Origin of the sequence: Actinomadura sp. NEAU-AAG7 (assembly GCF_018603865.1) — a bacterium.
GTDB lineage: Bacteria > Actinomycetota > Actinomycetes > Streptosporangiales > Streptosporangiaceae > Spirillospora > Spirillospora litoris.
The window spans coordinates 715,977-734,360 of record NZ_JAHFZY010000001.1 but is presented as its reverse complement, the minus strand read 5'-3'; the positions used below and the strand labels follow the sequence as shown (position 1 = coordinate 734,360).

Here is an 18,384-nt window from a genome sequence, read left to right as displayed (position 1 = left end):
GCGCCCGCCCCCGCCCCGAGGCCCGCGGCCGGCGCTTGACCTCAAGCATTGATGAGGTTTCAGAGTGGGGCCGGTAGGGCGGCCCAGTCGGATGACGGATTCCGGCAGCGGTCGATCTTCGTAGCTTCGATCCCGTTGGCCCCGTTTCGAGGAGTGGGAACATGACCGAGAATCCGCTGCGAGTCGCGATCATCATCGCCAGCACCCGGGAGGGGCGTTTCGCGCCGACGGTCGGCACCTGGTTCGCCGGGGTGGCCGCCGAGCGCGACGACATGACCCTTGAGGTGCTGGACGTGGCGGACACGCCACCCCCCTCGGCGTTCGGCGCCGCCGCGCCCGGGAGGTTCGGCGAGGTGTCGGCGAAGCTGGCCGAGGCCGACGCCTACGTGGTCGTGACCTGCGAGTACAACCACAGTTTCCCCGGCACGCTGAAGAACCTGATCGACACGCACTTCTACGAGTGGCGCGCCAAGCCGGTCGCGTTCGTCTCCTACGGCGGCCTCGCGGGCGGCCTGCGCTCGGTCGAGCACCTGCGCGGGGTCTTCGCGGAACTGCACGCGGTCACGATCCGCGACACCGTGAGCTTCCACCACCCGTGGAACTGGTTCGGCGACGACGGCCGTCCGAGCGACGCCGAGGGCGCCGCCCACGCCGCGAAGGGCCTGCTGGACCAGCTCGACTGGTGGGGGCAGGCGCTGCGCGCGGCCAGGTCGGTCCGCCCGTACGAGTCATGATCACCCAGCCGAGGCCCCGGACGCGGCCGGAGTCCGGGGCCATGGCGATCGTGCTCGTGCTGGTGCTCGGCGCGGTCATGATCACGCTGGACACCACCGTGGTCAACGTCGCGATCAACCGGCTGTCGCAGGACTTCGACGCGCCGCTGGCGACCGTCCAGTGGGTCGCGACCGCGTACTCGCTCGCGCTCGGCGCGGTCATCCCCGGTACGGCCTGGGCGGTCGGGCGGTTCGGCGCGCGCCGCCTCTACCTCGGCGCGATCGCGGCGTTCGCGGCCGGGTCGGTGCTCGCCGGGCTCGCGTGGAACATCGAGTCGCTGATCGCGTTCCGGATCGTGCAGGGCGTCAGCGGCGGCATGGTGATGCCGGTCGGCATGACGATCCTGCTGCGCGCGGCGGGCCCCGACCGGCTCGGGAAGCTGATGGGCACGCTCGGCCTGGCGATCCTCGTCGGCCCGCTGGCCGGCCCGGTGATCGGCGGATGGCTGATCGACGAGGTCTCGTGGCGGTGGATGTTCTTCGTCAACCTGCCGGTCGCGGTGGCGGTCGTGCTGCTCGGCCTGCGGACGTTCCCCCGCGACGTCCCGGAGACGCCGCGTCCGCTGGACGTGCCCGGCATGCTGATGCTCTCGCCAGGCCTCGCGGCACTGCTGTACGGGGTGACGGCGGGCGGCGACCGCGGCGAGTTCGGATCGCCCGGAATCCTGCTGCCGCTCCTCGCGGGGGTGGCGCTGACCTGCATGTTCGTGGTGCGGGCCCGCACGGCGCGGCACCCGCTGATCGACCTCGCCCCGTTCCGCGACCGCACCTACGCGGCGGCCGCCGGCACGCTGGCGCTGTTCGCGTCCGGCTACTTCGGGACGATGCTGCTCCTCCCGCTCTACCTCCAGGTCGTGCGGGGTGAGAGCACGACGGTCGCGGGCCTGCTCGGCATCCCGTTCGCGCTCGGCTCGGGCGTCGCGGTGCAGGTCGCGGGACGGCTCGTCGACCGGATCCCGGCGGGACGGCTCGTCCCGGTGGCGATCGCGACGGCGGTCACCGGTTTCGCGCTGTTCACCGTCCAACTCGACGCGGACGCCCCGTACTGGGGGCTGTGCGCGGCGATGGCGCTGATGGGCGCGGGCGGCGGCGCGACGATGATGCCGACGATGACGACGGCGACGCGGGGCATGTCGCACGAGCGGGCCCCGGCGGCGAGCACGACGGTCAACCTGGTCAACACGACGTCGGCGGCGGTCGGCATGGCGATCGCGTCCGTCATCCTGTCGGCGTTCATGAGCGGCCTGGTCCCGGACGACGGCGATGGCACGCTCCAGGCCCTGCACCGCCTGACCCCGGAGGCCCACGCCGCCGTCGCGGGCCCGCTCGCGGGCGCGTTCCGCGACACGTACTGGTTCGCCGTGGCGATCATGCTCCTGGCGCTCGTCCCGGCCTCGTTCCTCCCGAGACACGAACAGGGAGCCTGACCGCGAGACCCCGGTTCCGGACGTCCGGCCCGTCCGAACCGGGGCCCTGACCACGCGACGCGCTCAGGGCGCGGAAGGTCGCGGAAGCCGGGCGGAACATCGGCCCGCCTGATGAGGTTGAAGCGACACGGTTCCTTCGCTGAACCACGCACGATATTCCGCCCGCATCCTTGGAGTGAACGCGATGCCTCTTGAAGGCGAGTACGAGCCGAGCCCGACGCAGTGGGTGCGCGAACAGGTCGAACTCTACGAGCGCTCGGGCGGTACGGAGGGGACCACGCTCGCCGACACGGGCCTCCCCGTCATCATCCTCACGACCCGCGGCGCCAAGAGCGGCAAGCTCCGCAAGACCCCCCTGATGCGCGTGGAGCACGAGGGCCGGTACGCGGCCGTGGCCTCGCAGGGCGGCTCCCCGACCCATCCGCTCTGGTACCACAACATCACATCCGACCCGCATGTGGAACTCCAGGACGGGTCGGAGCGCCAGGACATGACGGCCCGCGAGATCACCGGGGACGAGAAGGCCGAGTGGTGGAAGCGCGCGGTCGCCGCGTACCCGCCCTACGCCGAGTACCAGGACAAGACCGACCGCGAGATCCCCGTCTTCCTCCTGGAGCCCTGACGCCCCGAGCCCGCCGCGACCGGCCAGGGTGTGGAACCCTGGCCGGACGGCGGTCGAACAGAGGCTTGCGGGGACTGCCAACCGGGCGTCCGGCCGCATACGCTCACGAGTGTGGACAGGCGCATCTTCGGGCTTGAGAACGAGTACGGCGTCACCTGCACCTTCCGTGGCCAGCGGCGGTTGTCACCCGACGAGGTGGCCCGCTACCTGTTCCGGCGGGTGGTGTCGTGGGGCCGCAGCAGCAACGTGTTCATGCGCAACGGCGCGCGGCTCTATCTGGACGTGGGCAGCCACCCCGAGTACTCCACGCCCGAGTGCGACAGCGTCGTCGACCTGGTGACGCACGACAAGGCGGGCGAGCGGATCCTGGAGGAACTACAGGTCGACGCCGAGCGGCGGCTCCGCGAGGAGGGCATCGTCGGCGACATCTACCTGTTCAAGAACAACACCGACTCGGCCGGCAACTCCTACGGCTGCCACGAGAACTACTGCGTCGGCCGGCAGGGCGAGTTCGGCCGGCTCGCGGACGCCCTGATCCCCTATCTGGTCACGCGGCAGATCATCTGCGGCGCCGGCAAGGTGCTCCAGACCCCGCGCGGGGCGGTGTACTGCGTGTCGCAGCGGGCCGAGCACATCTGGGAGGGCGTGTCGTCGGCGACGACCCGGTCGCGTCCGATCATCAACACCCGCGACGAGCCGCACGGCGACGCCGAGCGGTTCCGTCGGCTGCACGTGATCGTCGGCGACTCGAACATGAGCGAGACGACGATGCTGCTCAAGGTCGGGGCGACCGACCTGGTGCTGCGGATGATCGAGGCGGGCGTGGTGCTGCGCGACCTGACGCTGGAGAACCCGATCCGGGCGATCCGCGAGGTCAGCCACGACACGACCGGGCGCCGCAAGGTCCGGTTGGCCAACGGCCGCGAGGCGAGTTCGCTGGAGATCCAGAAGGAGTACTTCGGCAAGGCCAAGGACTTCATCGACCGGCGCGGCGGCGACGCCGTGGCGCTGCGCGTCCTGGAGCTGTGGGAGCGGACCCTGCGCGCGGTGGAGACCGGCGATCTCGACCTGGTCGCCCGGGAGATCGACTGGGTGACCAAGTACCAGCTCATCGAGCGGTACCGCAGCAAGTACGACCTGCCGATGTCCTCGCCGCGCGTGGCGCAGCTCGACCTGACCTACCACGACGTGCGCCGCGACCGGGGCCTGTACTACCTGCTGGAGAAGCGGGGCTCGGTCGAGCGCGTGACGCGGGACCTGGACATCTTCGAGGCCAAGTCGGTGCCGCCGCAGACCACCCGGGCGCGGCTGCGCGGCGAGTTCATCCGCAGGGCGCAGGAGAAGCGGCGCGACTTCACCGTCGACTGGGTCCACCTGAAGCTGAACGACCAGACCCAGCGCACCGTGCTGTGCAAGGACCCGTTCCGCTCCGTGGACGAACGCGTCGACAAGCTCATCGCCGACATGTGACATCCGGAGACGGGACGCGGGGCACGGGACACAAAGCACGGGGCGCCGGGCCGGCGCGCGGTCAGCTCGCGGGCGGGATGTTGTGGTTCAGGCGGAACAGGTTGGACGGGTCGTAGGCGGCCTTCAGCTCGCGCAGCCGCCGGTAGGCGGACGGGTCGAACGCCTCCCGCACCCGTTCGGGGGTGGCGGCGGCGCCGAAGAGGAAGTTGAGCAGGCGCCCGGACGACGCCCTGCCCAGCTCCTTCTCCGCTCTCTCGTGGAGCGGGTCGCCGTCGAGCTTGGTCAGCACGCCGATCAGGTAGGCGGCGTCGCGGTTGCCCACGGCGGTCGGGTGGGGCGGGGCGGCCGCCAGGGCTCCGCCGAGCTGCCGGACCTCCACGATGGCGCGGTCACCGGCCAGGTCGAGCAGGGTGCGGGTGGTGTCGGCGCCGATCTCGTCCACCGTGAGGTTCGTCGCCCGGTACGCCATCGGGATCGGCGGCTCGTTGTGGATGGTCCCTGATTCGGTGTAGGGCATGTCCGCGACGGCGTCGATGAGCCGGGGGCCGACGGCGCGCAGCGGGGCGATGAGGCGTTCGCCCTCGGCGGCGTCGCCCACGTAGGCGATCCGCACGTGCGCGACGCGCCGTCCGCGCAGCGGCTCGGGGAACACCGGGGCGTCGGGGACGGGCATCAGCGCGATCGACGAGGTCATCGCGTCGGGGACGGCGGTCGTCCACGTCCGCCACGTTTCCAGGACGGCCGGGATCAGTTCGGTGTCGAAATAGAGCCCGCCTCCATACAGCCGCTCCACCGGCACCAGTCCGATCTCCAGGCTCGTCACGACGCCGAAGTTCGCGCGGCCGCCGAGCAGCGCCCAGAACAGGTCGGGGTCGCCGTCCGGGGTCACATGCCTGAGTCGCGCGTCGGCCGTGACGACCTCCAGCGAACGGACGTGGTCGGCGGCGTTGCCGAACGCGCGCGACATCAGCCCGATCCCGCCGCCGAGCACGTAGGAGACCGCGCCGACCCCCGGCGCGGATCCGCTCAGCGGTGCCAGCCCGTGGGCCGCCGCTTCGGGGACGACGTCGCTCCACCGCACACCCGCCTCGATCCGCGCCGTGCGGGCCTCCGGGTCGACGCGGAGGCCGGTCATCCGGCGGGTGCTGACGAGCAGCCCGCCGTCCATGCCCCGGGGCAGGCCGTGCCCGGTGTTCTGCACGGCGACCGGCAGCCCCTGGCCTGCCGCGTACTCGACGGCGGCGCGCACGTCCGCCGCGTCCAGGGCGCCGACCACCACGTCCGGACGGTGCGGGCCCGCGAGCTGGAAACCGGTCCGCTCGTCGTCGTATCCCTCGTCGCCGGGTTCGAGGACCGGTCCCCGGATCTTGGCGGCGAGCGTGTCGTGCGTGGTCATGGGGTCCCCCCGGACGGTTCGCTTTCCCTGACACCTCCATCCTCGTGACAAGCGGGGCCAGAAGTCCAAGAGATAGATCTGATGAAGTGCAGAAGTACTGCTTATAGCGATGCCCGTGCCGGGAGGTCACCGGCACGGGCATGCGGGGGGTGTTACAGCTCCTTGAGGAACCCGGAGTCGACCGCGAAGTCGGCACCGGTCGTGCTCGCCGAGCGTGGGGAGGCCAGCAGCGCGACCACGTCCGCGACCTCCTGCGGGAGCGCGAGGCGGCCCGTGCTCAGACTCATCATCTCGGGCGCGACGCTGTCCATCACCGCGTCGCGGTCGGCGCCGGTGGCGCCCGCGAGGACGTCGGCGGCGCCGCCCTCCTCCGTCCACCACGCCGTCCGCACCGGACCGGGCGACACCGTGTTCACCCGGACGCCCTGCGGGGCGAACTCCTCCGACAGCCCCTTGGCCAGGTTGTTCAGCGCGGCCTTGGCGGAGTTGTAGTCGAAGTTCATCGGCGCCGGATGGCGCGCGTTGCCCGACGAGACGTTCACGATCGACGCCGCGTCGCTCTTCAGCAGGTGCGGCAGCGCGGCGCGCACCGTCCGGACGACGGCGAAGAGGTTGAACTCATACATCGCGCGCCAGTCGTCGTCGGTCAGCGGGAGGAAGCCGAACCGCGGCAGCACGGCCCCGGGCGGCGGTCCTCCCGCGTTGTTGACCAGCACGTCCAGCCCGCCGAACACCTCGACGGCCCGCTCCACGACCGCCGCGGGCGCGGCCGGGTCCATGAGGTCGGCGGGCACGTGCAGCAGGTTCGGCCCGGCGAGCGCGTCCAGGTCGGCACCCGACTTGCGGGATACGGCGACGACGCGCGCGCCCTCGTCCAGCAACGTCCGGACGACGGCGAGGCCGATCCCCTTCGAGGCGCCGGTGACGATCGCCACACGGCCGTTGAGTCGCAGATCCACAGGAGGTTCCTCTCATCGGTGCGCGCCCTGACCGGCGCGACGCCCCATGAACCCCGCCCGCCGCGTTCGCGTTGCGCCCCGGCGGCGCCGAAGATGTCCGGAAGAAGTCGGGCCGAGGTGTCGATCGGCGACGTTCCCCGTTCGACCTAGGGGGGACAGGGTCCGCAGGGGCCCGACGACCTGGGAGACGGAACCATGAAGTACATGCTGATCATGCGCGCCACCGACGACGCCTACGCCGCCTACGCCGACGTCGACATCGAGCAGATGATCGAGACCGTCGGCAGGTTCAACCAGGAGATGATCCGCGCGGGCGTGCTGGTCGCGGCGGAGGGGCTGGGCGACGCGTCCGAGGGCGTCGTGGTGGACTACTCCTCCGAGCCGCCCGTGGTCACCGACGGCCCGTACGGCGAGACGAAGGAGCTGTTCGGCGGGTTCTACATCCTCAACGTGGCGTCCAAGGAGGAGGCCGTCGAGTGGGCCAGGCGCTCGCCGCTCACCGGCGCCGGGCTCAAGACCGAGATCCGCCGGGTCACCACGATCGACGAGTTCCCGCAGGACAACGAGTGGATCAAGAAGGAGCGGGCGTGGCGCGAGTCCACCGGCCAGCTGTGAGCGAGGGGCCTGTGAGCGGCGGGTCTGTGAGCGGCGATGGCCGATCCGACCGGGCGTGAGGCCGTCGCCGCCGTCTGGCGGATCGAGTCGGCCCGCATCGTCGGGGCGCTCGCGCGCTACACCGGCGACTTCGGGCTGGCCGAGGACCTGGCCCAGGAGGCGCTGGCCGAGGCGCTGGTGACCTGGCCGCGCGACGGCGTCCCCCGCAACCGCGCGGGATGGCTGCTCACGGTCGGCCGCCGCCGCGCGATCGACCTGTACCGGCGGCGCTCCGCCCTGGACGACCGGTACGCCGCCCTCGCCCATGACCTGGACGAGGGCGGCGACGCCCCGGACGGCGACATCCTCTGGGATCCGGACCGGATCGACGACGACGTGCTCGCGCTGATGTTCACCTCCTGCCATCCCGTCCTGTCGCGGGAGGCGCGGGTGGCGCTCACGCTGCGCGTCGTCGGCGGGCTGACCAGCGACGAGATCGCGCAGGCGTTCCTCGTCCCGACCGCGACCGTGCAGGCCAGGATCACCCGGGCGAAGAAGACGCTCGGCGCGGCGCGCGTCCCGTTCGAGGTGCCGCCCGCCGCCGAACGCGCCGAACGGCTGGGCTCCGTCCTCAGCGTGATCTACCTGATCTTCACCGAGGGCTCCTCGGCCAGCTCGGGCGGGGCGCTGATCCGGCTCGACCTCGCGAGCGAGGCGCAGCGCCTCGCCCGCGTGCTGGCCCGGCTGGTGCCGGACGAACCCGAGGTCAACGGCCTGCTGGCGCTGCTGGAACTGACCGCCGCGCGCTTCCCCGCACGCATCGGCCCGGGCGGCGAGCCGGTGCTGCTGGAGCACCAGGACCGGCGCCGCTGGGACCGCCCCGCGATCGTCCGGGGACGGGCCGCCCTCGACCGCGCGCGGCGGGCCGGACGCGGCCTCGGCGCCTTCGGCCTCCAGGCGGCCATCGCCGAATGCCACGCCCTCGCCCCCTCGGTCGGCGCGACGGACTGGGAGCGCATCGTCCTGATCTACGAGGCGCTCGGCCGCCTCGCGCCGTCCCCGGTGGTCGAGCTCAACCGCGCGGTGGCGGTGTCGATGGCGCGGGGCCCGGCGGAGGCGCTCCCGATCGTGGACGGCCTGTCCGCCGCGCTCCCGTCCTCGCACCTGCTGCCGAGCGTCCGCGGTGAGCTGCTCACCCGGCTCGGACGCACCGGAGAGGCGCGCGCCGAACTGGTACGGGCCGTCGGGCTCTGCGGCAACGACCGCGAGCGGACGCTCCTGGAGAAGAAGATCGCCGCCCTCGATCAGGACGTCCGCGCGACCGCCCCGTAGCCGTGGACATGCTCGGGCCCCTCGCCCTGGTCCGGATCGGGCCGCCACCGCGTGATGGAGACGAGCCCCGGCTCGACCTTCTCCAGGTCCCCGAAGAAGGCGCCGATCTGCTCGACGCTGCGCAGAATGTAGGGCAGCGCTCCGGATTTCGCGTAGTTCTCGGTGCTGCGCACGGCGTCCTCGGAGGTGTCGGTGCAGTCCCACAACACCAGGAAGCTGCCCGGCGGAACACCCTCCACGGTTTCGGCGACGATCCGCTTGGCGGTCTCGTAGTCCTGGCAGAATCCGAGCACCCCCATGAACATCACCGCGACCGGCTGCGTGAAGTTCAGGACGTTGGCCGCCTCTTCGAGGATCTGCCGGGGCTCGTGGTAATCGGCGTCGAGGTAGTCGGTGACACCCTCGGGCGTCGTCCCCCGCATGAGCGCACGCGCATGCGAAAGCACCATCGGGTCGTTGTCGACGTATACGACGCGCGACTCGGGAGCCGTCCTCTGGGCGATCTGGTGGGTGTTGGACTCGGTGGGCAGCCCGGCGCCGATGTCCAGGAAGTTGCGCACGCCCTCCTGCGCCGCGAGGTACCGCACCACCCGGATCAGGAACTTCCGCGACTCCCGCGCCAGCGTGGTGAGCTCGGGGTTCACCTTGGCCGTGGAGTCGCCGACGACCCGGTCGACCTCGTAGTTGTCCTTGCCTCCGAGCCAGTAGTTCCACGTCCGCGCCGGCGAGGGGATGTCGATCCGGAACCGCGCCTGCGCGCTCTCCGGAAGGCGGGGCGGCTGGTTCGCACCTGGGCTGCCAGAAGAGGGCATCATCGACTCCTCGAAGAGGTCTGGACCAGTCGCGAATTATCCTACGTATTTCCCGTCCATCGCGTTAGCGACCTGCCTGAATCGGCGGTTAGCACCGGTACCGAAAAGTCCCGTTCCTGCTCCGGACAGGCGTTTGTGAAGCCGAATGCCCGCCGGAAATGCACGTAATCGCATGAACGCCGGGCATGGTCCCCCAAGGAGCACCTGTATCCATCCGGTCAGCAGGACCAGCCCTCCGTCACAGGGTGCAATGGAACGACTAGGCTGTATGCCGGAATGACCAGACGGGGTGATCACGTGACCGAGCCGACCGCGGCCCTGCGGACCGTCGCGGCCAACGTCCGGGCGGCCCGGCGGCGCGCGGGCCTGTCCCTGGAGGAGCTCGGACGGCGCGCCCAGGTCAGCAAGGGCGCCCTCGTCGCCCTGGAGAGGGCCCAGGGCAACCCCAACCTCGCGACCCTCGTCCGGCTCGCCGACACCCTCGGCGTCTCGGTGTCCGACCTCATGCAGGGGCCGCCCGAGGGCCGCGTCCGCATCGCCGCCTCCGACACCATCGCCCCCCTGTGGACGGGCGCGAAGGGCGGCGAGGCGCGCCTGATGCTGACGACGTCCACCGCGAGCCCCGTCGAGATCTGGCGCTGGCGCCTGGCCCCCGGCGAGGACTACCCCAGCCACCCTCACCGCCCCGGAGTCGTCGAGACCATCAGCGTCACCTCCGGCAGCATGACCCTCGTCCTGGACGGCACCGAGTACCCCGTCAACACGGGTGAGACGGCCACCTTCAACGGCGACGCCCCCCACGCCTACCGGGGCACCGGCACGGCCCCCTGCCACCTGATCATGACCGTCCACCTCCTCCCCGGCCCACCCCGCCCGTCCTGATCGGGTATCAGGTGGTGGCCGGGACGTGGTCTTCGGTCTTTCGCGTTGTCGCGGGGGTGTGGGGGAGAACGAGGTAGGTCAGGGCCAGGCCCGCCAGGCTCAGCAGGGCGCCGGCCAGGCCCGTCCAGCGCAGCGCGCCCGCCGCGACGATGACGCCGCCGATCGCCGAGCCCGCCGCCGCGCCGAGGTTGAAGGCGCCGACGTTGGCGGCGGCGGCCAGCGTCGGGGCATCGCCCGCGTGGCGCAGGATCAGTGCCTGGAGCGGGGCGATGGTGGCGGTGCCGAGCAGGCCGAGCACCAGGACCGCCGCCACCGCGGAGGGACGCCAGAGGGCGGCGAACGGGATGAGGACGAGCACCCCGGCCAGCCCGCCGAACACCCCTCGCAGGGTCGCGCTCACGGACCTGTCGGCGAAGCGGCCGGCGAGGATGTTGCCCAGGAAACTGCCCGCCCCGTAGGCGAGCAGCAGCCCGGACACCGCCGCCGAGGAGAAGCCCGACACGCGCGTCAGCAGCGGGGCGATGTAGGTGAACACCGTGGCGACACCGGAGAAGCCGACCGCCGTGGTGGCGATGGCCAGCAGCACCGGGAGGCGGGTCACCACCCGGACCTCGTCCCGCAGCCGCGCGGTCGGCGCCGGTCGCCGGGGCAGGACGGCCGCCAGCAGCACGACGGCGACCAGCGACAACGCGGTCAGGACCGCGAACGGGGCGCGCCATCCGGCGCCCTCCCCCAGCAGCGCGCCGAGCGGCACGCCGAGCAGGGTCGCCACGGTGAAGCCGGAGGCGACCGTGGAGATCGCCCTCCCGGTCTTCTCCGGCGGGACCACGCTGGTGGCCGTCACCACGGCCAGCGCCAGGAAGGCGGCGTGGCTGAGCGAGGAGACCAGGCGTCCGACCAGCAGCAGTTCGAAGGACGGGGCGACGGCGCTGATCGCGCTGCCCGCCGCGAACAGCAGCATCAGACCGAGCGCGAGCCCCTTGCGGGGCGTCCTGGCGGTCAGCGCGGCCACGAGGGGCCCGCCGAACACGACGCCGAGGGCGTAGACGGTGACGGCCTGACCGGCCGTGCCCACCGACACGTCCAGGTCCGCTCCGACCTGGGGGAGGAGGCCGGAGATCAGGTACTCCGACGTTCCGACCACGAACACGCTCGCGCAGAGGGCGGCGGGGATGGTGACACTTTCTCTCATGGCGGGGAACGCTAGACTCTCACATGGATGTGAGAGTCAAACCGTATCCGGGGAGAGGCCATGCGCATCGGCGAACTGTCGCGGCGGACCGGCGTTCACGAGCGCCTGCTGCGCTACTACGAGGAGCAGGACCTGCTCCATCCTCAGCGGCGTCCCAGCGGTTACCGCGAGTACCGCGACTCCGACGTCGACACCGTCCGCCGTATCCGCAGCCTGCTGGCCGCCGGCCTGAACACCGCCACGATCGGCACGATCCTCCCCTGCCTGCGCGAGGACGACGCCCGGTTGGTCCCCACCTGCCCGGACCTGCTCGCCGACCTCCGTCGGGAGCACGACAGGATCACGCGGTCGATCACGGACCTGGAGACGTCCCTCGGCGCCCTTGAGGAGGTCATCGCGGCGGCACCGCCCGAGGTCGCGCGGCGCGCGCTGGACGGCTGAAGCCGCGCGGAATCACAGGTCCATCGCGAAAAGCTGCACGATGTCGTCGAGGGCCACCAAGATGACGGCGATCGTTATGCCCATGACCGTGGAGACGATCCAGCCCGCGAGCGCGATGTCGCCGCCGGGGCTTCCCGCCGCGAGCGAGCCGCTCGCCGCGATGACCGTCAACGTGGTGTTCCTGGCGACATGGGGCCAGCCGATGCGCTTCTCGGACGCGCCGAAGCAGCGGCAGGTCGCCTTCGTCCCCGTCAGCACGACCCTGGTCACGAAGGCGGTGAACAGCAGCATCAGCGCGGTCGCCAGCAGCAGCCCCGCCAGGGCGGTCACCGGGATGACGGTCAGCACCGCCGCCAGGGCTTCCGAGACGGCGACGCACACCGCCGCCGCCATGCGAGTGCGCGACGAGGCGGTTCCCAGATGCGGACGCAGCGAATCGGAGAAGGCGGCGATCTCCTTTCCACCGCGCAGCTTCGACCACGCCGAGAATGCGAAGACGACGGCTATGACCGCCTGGCAGAAGATCTGGATGTAGTCCATGCCTCTCACTTCCGTCGTCCCATGGGTACCCCCAGGACCTTCTCCAGCGAGACGAAGCCGAGGTGCCGCGAGTCGAAGCTCTCCTCCCTGTTGTCGCCGAGGACGACGAGCATGCCTTCGGGCACGCGGTCGCCAGGGAGCGCCTCCAGTTCCGGGATCTCTGCGCGCGGTATCCGTTCGCCCGGAACGGCGACCGCCCGTTTGATCATCCAGCCGTGGCCGTTCTTCCATTCGGGGACGTGGTCCCCCGGCCCTTTCCGGCTCACCTCGAACCTCGGCTGGTCGATCACCACGACATCGCCGGACCTGACGGCGTGCGTCCGCCTCACCAGCAGCCGGTCGCCGTCCTCGTAGGTCGGCAGCATGCTCGGGCCCCGCACCGTCACCTGCACGAACCGCCGCGCCAGGAGCGCGGAGGCCGCCGCGGCGCCGCCGCAGGCGACCGCGAAGACCCCGAGGGCCGTGATCGGGTCCGCCCCGGCGAGCAGGGCTCCGATTCCGAGCACCAGCCCCGGCGCCGTTCCCACGGAGACGCGTGCCGCACGGGTTCTCCGGCGCTTGATCACGCGCGGTTCCGTCATGCGTCGCCCCGGTAGGAGGTGGCTTGCAGGTTGAACAGCCGCGCGTATGCGCCGTCGGCCGCGATCAGTTCCTCGTGCGAGCCCTCTTCGATGGCCCTGCCTCCGGCCAGGACGACGATCGTGTCCGCGTCCCGGACGGCACCGAGCCGGTGGGAGATCAGCAGGCTGGTCCGGCCCCGGCGGTACCGGCGCAGGGAACGGTGGATCTCGTGCTCCGCCTCGGCGTCCAGCCCCGATGAGGGTTCGTCGAGGATCACCAGGTCGGGGCCGTCCCGAAAGACGGCGCGGGCCAGGGCCAACCGCTGCCACTGCCCGCCCGACAGGATCACGCCGTGCTCCGCGCTCTCCTTCTCGGACTCCATGAAGAAGAGGCGGGAGAGCAGGGTCTCGTAACCGTGCGGCAGCTCCTCGACCGCCCGGTCGACGCCCGCCCGTTCCGCCGCCTTCCGCACGCGCCGCGGGTCGTCCATGGCGCTGATGTCGCCGAGGCCGATGTTCTCGGCGACGGTCATGTCGTACTGCATGTAATCCTGGAAGACGGTGCTGATCCTCTTCCGCAGGCTTTCCAGGTCGATGTCTCTGATGTCCACGCCGTCCCAGAGGATCCGGCCCTTTCCGGGATCGTAGAAGCGGCACAGCAGCTTCACGAGCGTCGACTTCCCGGCGCCGTTGAGACCCACCAGCGCCATCGAGCTTCCGGCCGGGATGCGGAGGTCCACGCCCTTCAGGACCCAGGGGTGGTCGTCGGAGTAGCGGAACCACACGTCCTGGAACTCGATGCCACCGGAAAGGCCGGCGGCGGGCCTCGGGTCGTCGGCGACCGGGAGATCGGAGCCGGTCGCGGTGATCGTCCGGTAGTGCTCGAAGAGGAGCACGGCCTCCTGGGAATGCGCCACCTGCTCGGCGAGGCTTCCCAGCGTCGACTGGGTGTTGCCGATCGCCGTGACGAAGACGACGACCCCGCCGACGGTCATGAGGCCCTCGTGCACCTGGTAGGCGGCCCAGAGGGTCCCGGCGGCCGCCAGCGCCGCCGCGACCAGCCCCAGGGCGCCGTGCCCGGTCAGCTCCCGGAGGTCCACCGCCCGTCTGGCGGAATTGGCATGCCGGCGCTCGCGCAGCATCCGCTCCCTCAGGAGCCCCCCGATGTTGAAGAGCCTGATCTCCTTCGCCGCCTCCACCGTCGAGAGCAGGTCGCTGTAGAAGATCTCCCGGCGTTCCATGGGCCCGATGCGCAGCATCATCGCCGTCCGCCTGCGTGCGAGCGACAGCTCCATGACGAGGGTCAGGATCCCGCTGAGCAGCAGCAGCGGCGCGAGCAGCGGGGTGAGGGACACGAGCGCGCCCGCGAACCCGACGACGGTGACCAGGCTCCGCATGCCGCCGAGCAGGCCGTTCAACACCTGTCCCGGGCCGGTTCCGCAGGCGTTCTGCGCCAGCCGGAGCCTGTCGAGGAAGTCGGGGTCCTCGAACCTGCTGAGGCCCGGCAGGTCGCCGACCGCCGTGTAGAGGCGCTCCCGGGCCAGCAGGCCGGCCTCGCGCTCCACCTCGGCGGTGAGGAACCGGATGAGCCGGGGCAGCACCAGGGTCGCGGCCCCGACGGCGCCGAGCGACGCCGCCAGGGCCACGATCGACGACATCGGCGCGTGCCCGACCAGGCGATCGAGCAGGAGCTTGGTCAGCCAGGCCGTCGCGACCGGGATGATCCCGCTCACCAGCGACGCGAGGACGCAACCGGCCGTCTGCCAGGGCGCGGCCCGTGCCGCCAGGGCGATGACGGCACGGACCGCGGTAAGGGACGTGGCGAGCGTCCGGCCTGGCCGCCTACCCCGCTCCAAGGCGTTCTTCTCCCCGTCCGTGCCCGGCAAGGTCGTTCACCTTGGGCTGGAGATGCGCTCGCGGGCCCCGCTGAGCTCGCGGATCTCGGTGAGGTCGATTCCGCTCGCCCGCACCTGGAGCGCGCCTTCCGCGTCGCGGTCGACCATCAGGAACGTCGGGAAGGCTTTCACCTGGCACGCGTTCGTGAAGGGGCCGCCGCCTTCTTCGAGGACGACCGTGCTGCCATCGCCGATGGTGGAGAGGAGGTCGGCGGCCTCGTCCTCGGCCCCGACGACCACGGCGATGCTGTGCTGCTGCACGCCTCTCATCTCATGCGAGAACTCCAGGAAGTCCGGCAGCCTCTCCTTGCAGGGCCCGCAGCCCGGCGAGAAGAACCCGATGACGGACTCCGACTTGATCATCTCGTCGGAGATGACATCGCCCCTGGTCGAGACGGTCTCGAACGGGCCGATCGACTGGCCTGGGCGGAGGGTCGGCGACTCGCCCCGGAGATGGGCGAGGAGCTCGGTGTGAACTCGGAGGCGCTGGATGACACCTACGCTGATCACCAGATTGAGTATCACGAGGGTGCCCAGCACGAGGGTCGTCCCCATCAGCACGGACGTCATGGCTACCGTCCTCCTATCTCAATGGGCTGTGCGAAACCGCCGGCCGACCTTCCGCGCCGGCCGGGGAATGCCCGATCGACGCGGAAGGCCCGGAGCTTCGTCATCCAGCCGCGGCCCTGGGGCCGCGGTGGCGAGTCAGCAATTAGCAGGTTTTGTTGCAGAACGCGCTACAGCCGTTGCTGTTGCAGACGTAGGCGCACGGCTTGTGACCGCACTGCCAGCAGTCCGAGTACCAGACGCAGCTCCGCCTGGCACTGGCGTTCGCGTTGATCTGGGGCACCAATAGGCCGACCAGCGCATTGCCTGCCCCTTGAAGAATCTTCATCCCGACCACCCTCCTTTCAAGAAGTCCTCGTGGCTGACGAGGCCAAATCCTGACGACCGTTTCCCTGGCTGGCAAGTCGCGAAAAGTGACGGGTCGGGCACCCGGCGCAGTAGCCGCTCGAAACCGTGCGTCTTAACCGGTTCATCTCCGCAGATCAAATGGACGCTTCGGCTCAGCCCTGACACTGACATCGAGGGCCGGGAACTTTTCCGCCCACCGGTCGAAAGCCCCACGTTTCGCTTCTCACCGTTATGTCGCGGTGAAGCGGGGCCGGTTCCCGAGGTTCTCCGCGGACGGCGCGGACGTCGCCCGTTCGGCCGCGTATGGGCGGCATGGCGGGGGGGAATAGCAACGCATTCGCATCGGGCCGCTCACCCGGAGCGGCACAGGGCCCATCGGCCCTGACCAGCGCCGGAAGCGAGCCGGTCAGGCGGATATACGGCCCAACCGAAACCAGGTGAGTACTGGGGTTGGATCGCACCCGATCCACTTATCGCCGCCGGAGAGGGCGACCCGCATAGCCGGGATGCGGATCACGACAAAACTCCGCCTTCCCAGCTCAGGGGCCCTGTCCACCCCTATTTCCGGTCTTACCGGGCGAGCCGGGATCTAACAGGTGGCAAACTGTTCGTCGATGAATACCGACCGAGTCACCACTCCCCGGAAACGGCGAGGTGCGCTCAGGCCAGCTCCCGGTTCCGGGGAATCAATGGCTCGCCCGTTACGAGGGAGCCGGCGGATCGGTGCACTCGGCCCCCGGGGCCGCATGGTCTTGATGCTCGTTCTCGGCTGGTCGGCGCAGGCCGGTCTGCGGCTCTGGCTCGCGGCCGAGCAGACATCTCCGACCGCCAATCCCGACGAGACCGGCTATCTGATCGCCGCGCGGATACTCTCGGGCGGCCCGAACGCCGATCTGTCATACAGCACGGTATATCACGGCGGTTACCCGCTGCTGCTGGCTCCGGCGTACTGGCTCAGCCACGATCCGGAGACGGTCTACCGGCTCTGCATGGTCGTCAACGCGCTGGTCGGTGCGGCCCTCCTGCCGCTCGCCTTTCGCGCCGCGCTGGACCTGCGACTGACAAAACGCTGGTCATACGCGGCCGCGCACGTAACCGCCCTGCTCCCCGGCGCCTCGTTCTACGGCCTCTATGTACTGACGGATGCCGTTCTACCGGTCGTCTTTCTCGGCTGGATCCTGCTGCTTTACCGCTGGATACGCGACGAGAGAATGGTGTACGCGGCGGGAGCGAGCCTGGTCGCCGCCTATGCCTGCGCGGTTCACTCGCGCGGCACCGTGCTCCTGGTGGTGCAGGCGTGCACGGTCCTGGTCATGCTGTTCCGCGGGCGAGCGGGCCGGCGGTCGTCCGCCGCTGCCGCCGCCGTCCTGGCGGCGGGTGTCTACGGGGCCGCCCGCCTCAACGACTGGCTCATGCCGCAGATGTATCCGCTCGGGGACAACAACCTCGAAGACAACCTGGTCTGGCGGCTCACCCACGCCGAGGGGCACCGCTGGACGCTCGCCCTCACCGCCGGGCAGCTCTGGTACCAGATCGTCGCGACGGCCGGGATCGCCGGTCTCGGCCTCACGGCTCTGATCGCGGTCGCCGTACGGCGCGGCACGCCGTTTCCCCTGCGGTGGTCCGCGCTGGCTGTTCTGGCGGCGGTCGCCGGCGTCGCCGTCGCCACCTCGGCGGCCCTCCCCGATGAGCAGCGGGCGGGCAACTTCGTCACCGGCCGCTACCTGGCCTGCCTGCTCCCCGTTCTCTTCCTCGCCGGACTAGCGGCTCTGGTACGGGCACGTCGCAGGGAACTCGTCCAGGGGGCGGTCATCGCTCTCGGGCTCGCCCTCGCCCTGGGCTGGACGGTCCTGGACTATGCGGGCGACCGGTTGCACACCGGCAAGTACATCGCCTTCGACTTCCTGGAGATGAACCTGCTGACCGGTGACTGGGAACGGTTCCATCTGTGGCGCGCCACCGTGGTCGCGCTCGGACTGTTCGGTGCCGTGCTCTTCCTCGTCCGAGGAGCGGGGATGCTCTCGCGGAAGTGGCTGGGCCGATCGCAGGGCTGGTCGAGCCGCGTCCATCGAGCCGGTGCTCCGCTGGCGGTCGTGCTGCTCGCCGCGCTGAACCTGGCCGTCCTGACCACGTCCAGCTACAGGATCGCCCGGCCGCCCGCCCGGGACGCCGCGGACGTCGCCGGCATCGGGCGGCTCGGCGACGCGGGGACGTACCGCGCCGTGGCCATCGACCAGGGCGTGACCTGGGGGCTGCGCGTGCCGCTCCTCTACCAGGTGTGGTGGACGAAGGTGATCGACTTCAACGCGGCCTCCACACCTCCGCCCGGCCAGGCCGACCTCGTGGTCCTCCGCTGGCGCGCGTCGACCGCCCCCGCCGCCACCTGGCCCGATGCCCCGCCGGGCTTCCGGATCGTGGACACGAGGTCGTCCTACGCGGACGGGGTCGCCCAGGGCTGGGTCGCCTGGGCCCGTTCATGACACCGGTGGCGCCGGGCGGAGTACCGCCGTTCGTCCCGCCGGCGAGACACGACGGTGAAGGACGGCCTCCGGGCGGCCACCCGATCGGGCTTTT

Annotated in this window: 17 protein-coding genes; 9 read left to right on the top strand and 8 right to left on the bottom strand. The window is 70.9% G+C overall.

The features are described 5' to 3' along the window. Positions 1 to 161 precede the first annotated feature (161 nt). The 4 genes from KLI87_RS03430 (at position 162) to pafA (ending at position 4,292) form a co-directional block, all read left to right on the top strand. Positions 162 to 734 (top strand): NADPH-dependent FMN reductase, encoded by a 573-nt coding sequence (locus KLI87_RS03430; RefSeq protein WP_156220344.1) that lies wholly within the window; start codon positions 162 to 164, stop codon positions 732 to 734. Between the two features lie 41 nt (positions 735 to 775). After that, the gene (locus tag KLI87_RS03425) at positions 776 to 2,200 is read left to right on the top strand and encodes a DHA2 family efflux MFS transporter permease subunit (protein WP_250903468.1); all 1,425 of its coding nucleotides are present in this window, start codon (positions 776 to 778) and stop codon (positions 2,198 to 2,200) included. 184 nt (positions 2,201 to 2,384) lie between these two features. Next, positions 2,385 to 2,822: a nitroreductase family deazaflavin-dependent oxidoreductase gene (locus KLI87_RS03420; RefSeq protein WP_156220346.1), complete on the top strand. Its 438-nt coding sequence runs from the start codon at positions 2,385 to 2,387 to the stop codon at positions 2,820 to 2,822. Between the two features lie 111 nt (positions 2,823 to 2,933). After that, entirely contained in the window at positions 2,934 to 4,292 is a 1,359-nt protein-coding gene (gene pafA / locus KLI87_RS03415) for a Pup--protein ligase (protein WP_214615784.1), read from the top strand. 61 nt (positions 4,293 to 4,353) lie between these two features. On the opposite strand, the gene KLI87_RS03410 is transcribed toward pafA, so the two are convergent. Beyond that, complete coding sequence (locus KLI87_RS03410) at positions 4,354 to 5,688, bottom strand: FAD-binding oxidoreductase (RefSeq protein WP_156220347.1); 1,335 nt, start codon at positions 5,686 to 5,688, stop codon at positions 4,354 to 4,356. A 152-nt stretch (positions 5,689 to 5,840) separates the two neighbouring features. Next, positions 5,841 to 6,647 (bottom strand): SDR family NAD(P)-dependent oxidoreductase, encoded by an 807-nt coding sequence (locus KLI87_RS03405; protein ID WP_214615783.1) that lies wholly within the window; start codon positions 6,645 to 6,647, stop codon positions 5,841 to 5,843. Between the two features lie 195 nt (positions 6,648 to 6,842). Between KLI87_RS03405 and KLI87_RS03400 the strand changes: the two genes are divergently transcribed. Next, complete coding sequence (locus KLI87_RS03400) at positions 6,843 to 7,262, top strand: YciI family protein (RefSeq protein ID WP_156220348.1); 420 nt, start codon at positions 6,843 to 6,845, stop codon at positions 7,260 to 7,262. 36 nt (positions 7,263 to 7,298) lie between these two features. After that, positions 7,299 to 8,573 carry an RNA polymerase sigma factor gene (locus KLI87_RS03395; protein WP_214615782.1) on the top strand — a complete coding sequence of 425 codons (1,275 nt, stop codon included), beginning with the start codon at positions 7,299 to 7,301 and terminating at the stop codon, positions 8,571 to 8,573. Here KLI87_RS03395 and KLI87_RS03390 read toward each other — a convergent pair. Beyond that, positions 8,546 to 9,388 carry an SAM-dependent methyltransferase gene (locus KLI87_RS03390; RefSeq protein ID WP_250903467.1) on the bottom strand — a complete coding sequence of 281 codons (843 nt, stop codon included), beginning with the start codon at positions 9,386 to 9,388 and terminating at the stop codon, positions 8,546 to 8,548. The genes KLI87_RS03395 and KLI87_RS03390 overlap by 28 nt on opposite strands. 294 nt (positions 9,389 to 9,682) lie before the next feature. Between KLI87_RS03390 and KLI87_RS03385 the strand changes: the two genes are divergently transcribed. After that, positions 9,683 to 10,267 (top strand): XRE family transcriptional regulator, encoded by a 585-nt coding sequence (locus KLI87_RS03385; protein WP_308165831.1) that lies wholly within the window; start codon positions 9,683 to 9,685, stop codon positions 10,265 to 10,267. 7 nt (positions 10,268 to 10,274) lie between these two features. Here the strand turns inward: KLI87_RS03385 and KLI87_RS03380 are convergent, their stop codons facing one another. Next, complete coding sequence (locus KLI87_RS03380) at positions 10,275 to 11,459, bottom strand: MFS transporter (RefSeq protein WP_250903466.1); 1,185 nt, start codon at positions 11,457 to 11,459, stop codon at positions 10,275 to 10,277. Positions 11,460 to 11,519: 60 nt separating this feature from the next. Between KLI87_RS03380 and KLI87_RS03375 the strand changes: the two genes are divergently transcribed. Then, positions 11,520 to 11,900, top strand: coding sequence for a MerR family transcriptional regulator (locus KLI87_RS03375; protein WP_156220352.1), 381 nt, complete (start codon positions 11,520 to 11,522; stop codon positions 11,898 to 11,900). A 12-nt stretch (positions 11,901 to 11,912) separates the two neighbouring features. On the opposite strand, the gene KLI87_RS03370 is transcribed toward KLI87_RS03375, so the two are convergent. From KLI87_RS03370 to KLI87_RS03355, 4 genes are all read right to left on the bottom strand, one after another. After that, on the bottom strand, positions 11,913 to 12,440 hold the full coding sequence (locus tag KLI87_RS03370) for a MauE/DoxX family redox-associated membrane protein (RefSeq protein WP_214615780.1): 528 nt from the start codon (positions 12,438 to 12,440) through the stop codon (positions 11,913 to 11,915). A 5-nt stretch (positions 12,441 to 12,445) separates the two neighbouring features. Then, entirely contained in the window at positions 12,446 to 12,946 is a 501-nt protein-coding gene (locus tag KLI87_RS40865; protein WP_173390947.1) for a S26 family signal peptidase, read from the bottom strand. A gap of 71 nt (positions 12,947 to 13,017) precedes the next feature. After that, positions 13,018 to 14,886 carry an ABC transporter ATP-binding protein gene (locus KLI87_RS03360; protein ID WP_250903465.1) on the bottom strand — a complete coding sequence of 623 codons (1,869 nt, stop codon included), beginning with the start codon at positions 14,884 to 14,886 and terminating at the stop codon, positions 13,018 to 13,020. Positions 14,887 to 14,892: 6 nt separating this feature from the next. After that, positions 14,893 to 15,435 (bottom strand): hypothetical protein, encoded by a 543-nt coding sequence (locus KLI87_RS03355; RefSeq protein WP_214615779.1) that lies wholly within the window; start codon positions 15,433 to 15,435, stop codon positions 14,893 to 14,895. 1,130 nt (positions 15,436 to 16,565) lie between these two features. Between KLI87_RS03355 and KLI87_RS03350 the strand changes: the two genes are divergently transcribed. Next, a complete protein-coding gene (locus tag KLI87_RS03350; RefSeq protein WP_214615778.1) occupies positions 16,566 to 18,290 on the top strand; it encodes a hypothetical protein in 1,725 nt (574 codons plus the stop codon). Positions 18,291 to 18,384: the final 94 nt, after the last annotated feature.

Coding starts and splice junctions, on each gene's coding strand:
- KLI87_RS03370 (WP_214615780.1), bottom strand. CDS start 12,440: ATGGACTACATCCAGATCTTCTGCCAGGCGGTCATAGCCGTCGTCTTC.
- KLI87_RS03420 (WP_156220346.1), top strand. CDS start 2,385: ATGCCTCTTGAAGGCGAGTACGAGCCGAGCCCGACGCAGTGGGTGCGC.
- KLI87_RS03390 (WP_250903467.1), bottom strand. CDS start 9,388: ATGATGCCCTCTTCTGGCAGCCCAGGTGCGAACCAGCCGCCCCGCCTT.
- KLI87_RS03350 (WP_214615778.1), top strand. CDS start 16,566: ATGCTCGTTCTCGGCTGGTCGGCGCAGGCCGGTCTGCGGCTCTGGCTC.
- KLI87_RS03410 (WP_156220347.1), bottom strand. CDS start 5,688: ATGACCACGCACGACACGCTCGCCGCCAAGATCCGGGGACCGGTCCTC.
- KLI87_RS03395 (WP_214615782.1), top strand. CDS start 7,299: ATGGCCGATCCGACCGGGCGTGAGGCCGTCGCCGCCGTCTGGCGGATC.
- KLI87_RS03425 (WP_250903468.1), top strand. CDS start 776: ATGGCGATCGTGCTCGTGCTGGTGCTCGGCGCGGTCATGATCACGCTG.
- KLI87_RS03430 (WP_156220344.1), top strand. CDS start 162: ATGACCGAGAATCCGCTGCGAGTCGCGATCATCATCGCCAGCACCCGG.
- KLI87_RS03400 (WP_156220348.1), top strand. CDS start 6,843: ATGAAGTACATGCTGATCATGCGCGCCACCGACGACGCCTACGCCGCC.
- KLI87_RS03380 (WP_250903466.1), bottom strand. CDS start 11,459: ATGAGAGAAAGTGTCACCATCCCCGCCGCCCTCTGCGCGAGCGTGTTC.
- KLI87_RS03375 (WP_156220352.1), top strand. CDS start 11,520: ATGCGCATCGGCGAACTGTCGCGGCGGACCGGCGTTCACGAGCGCCTG.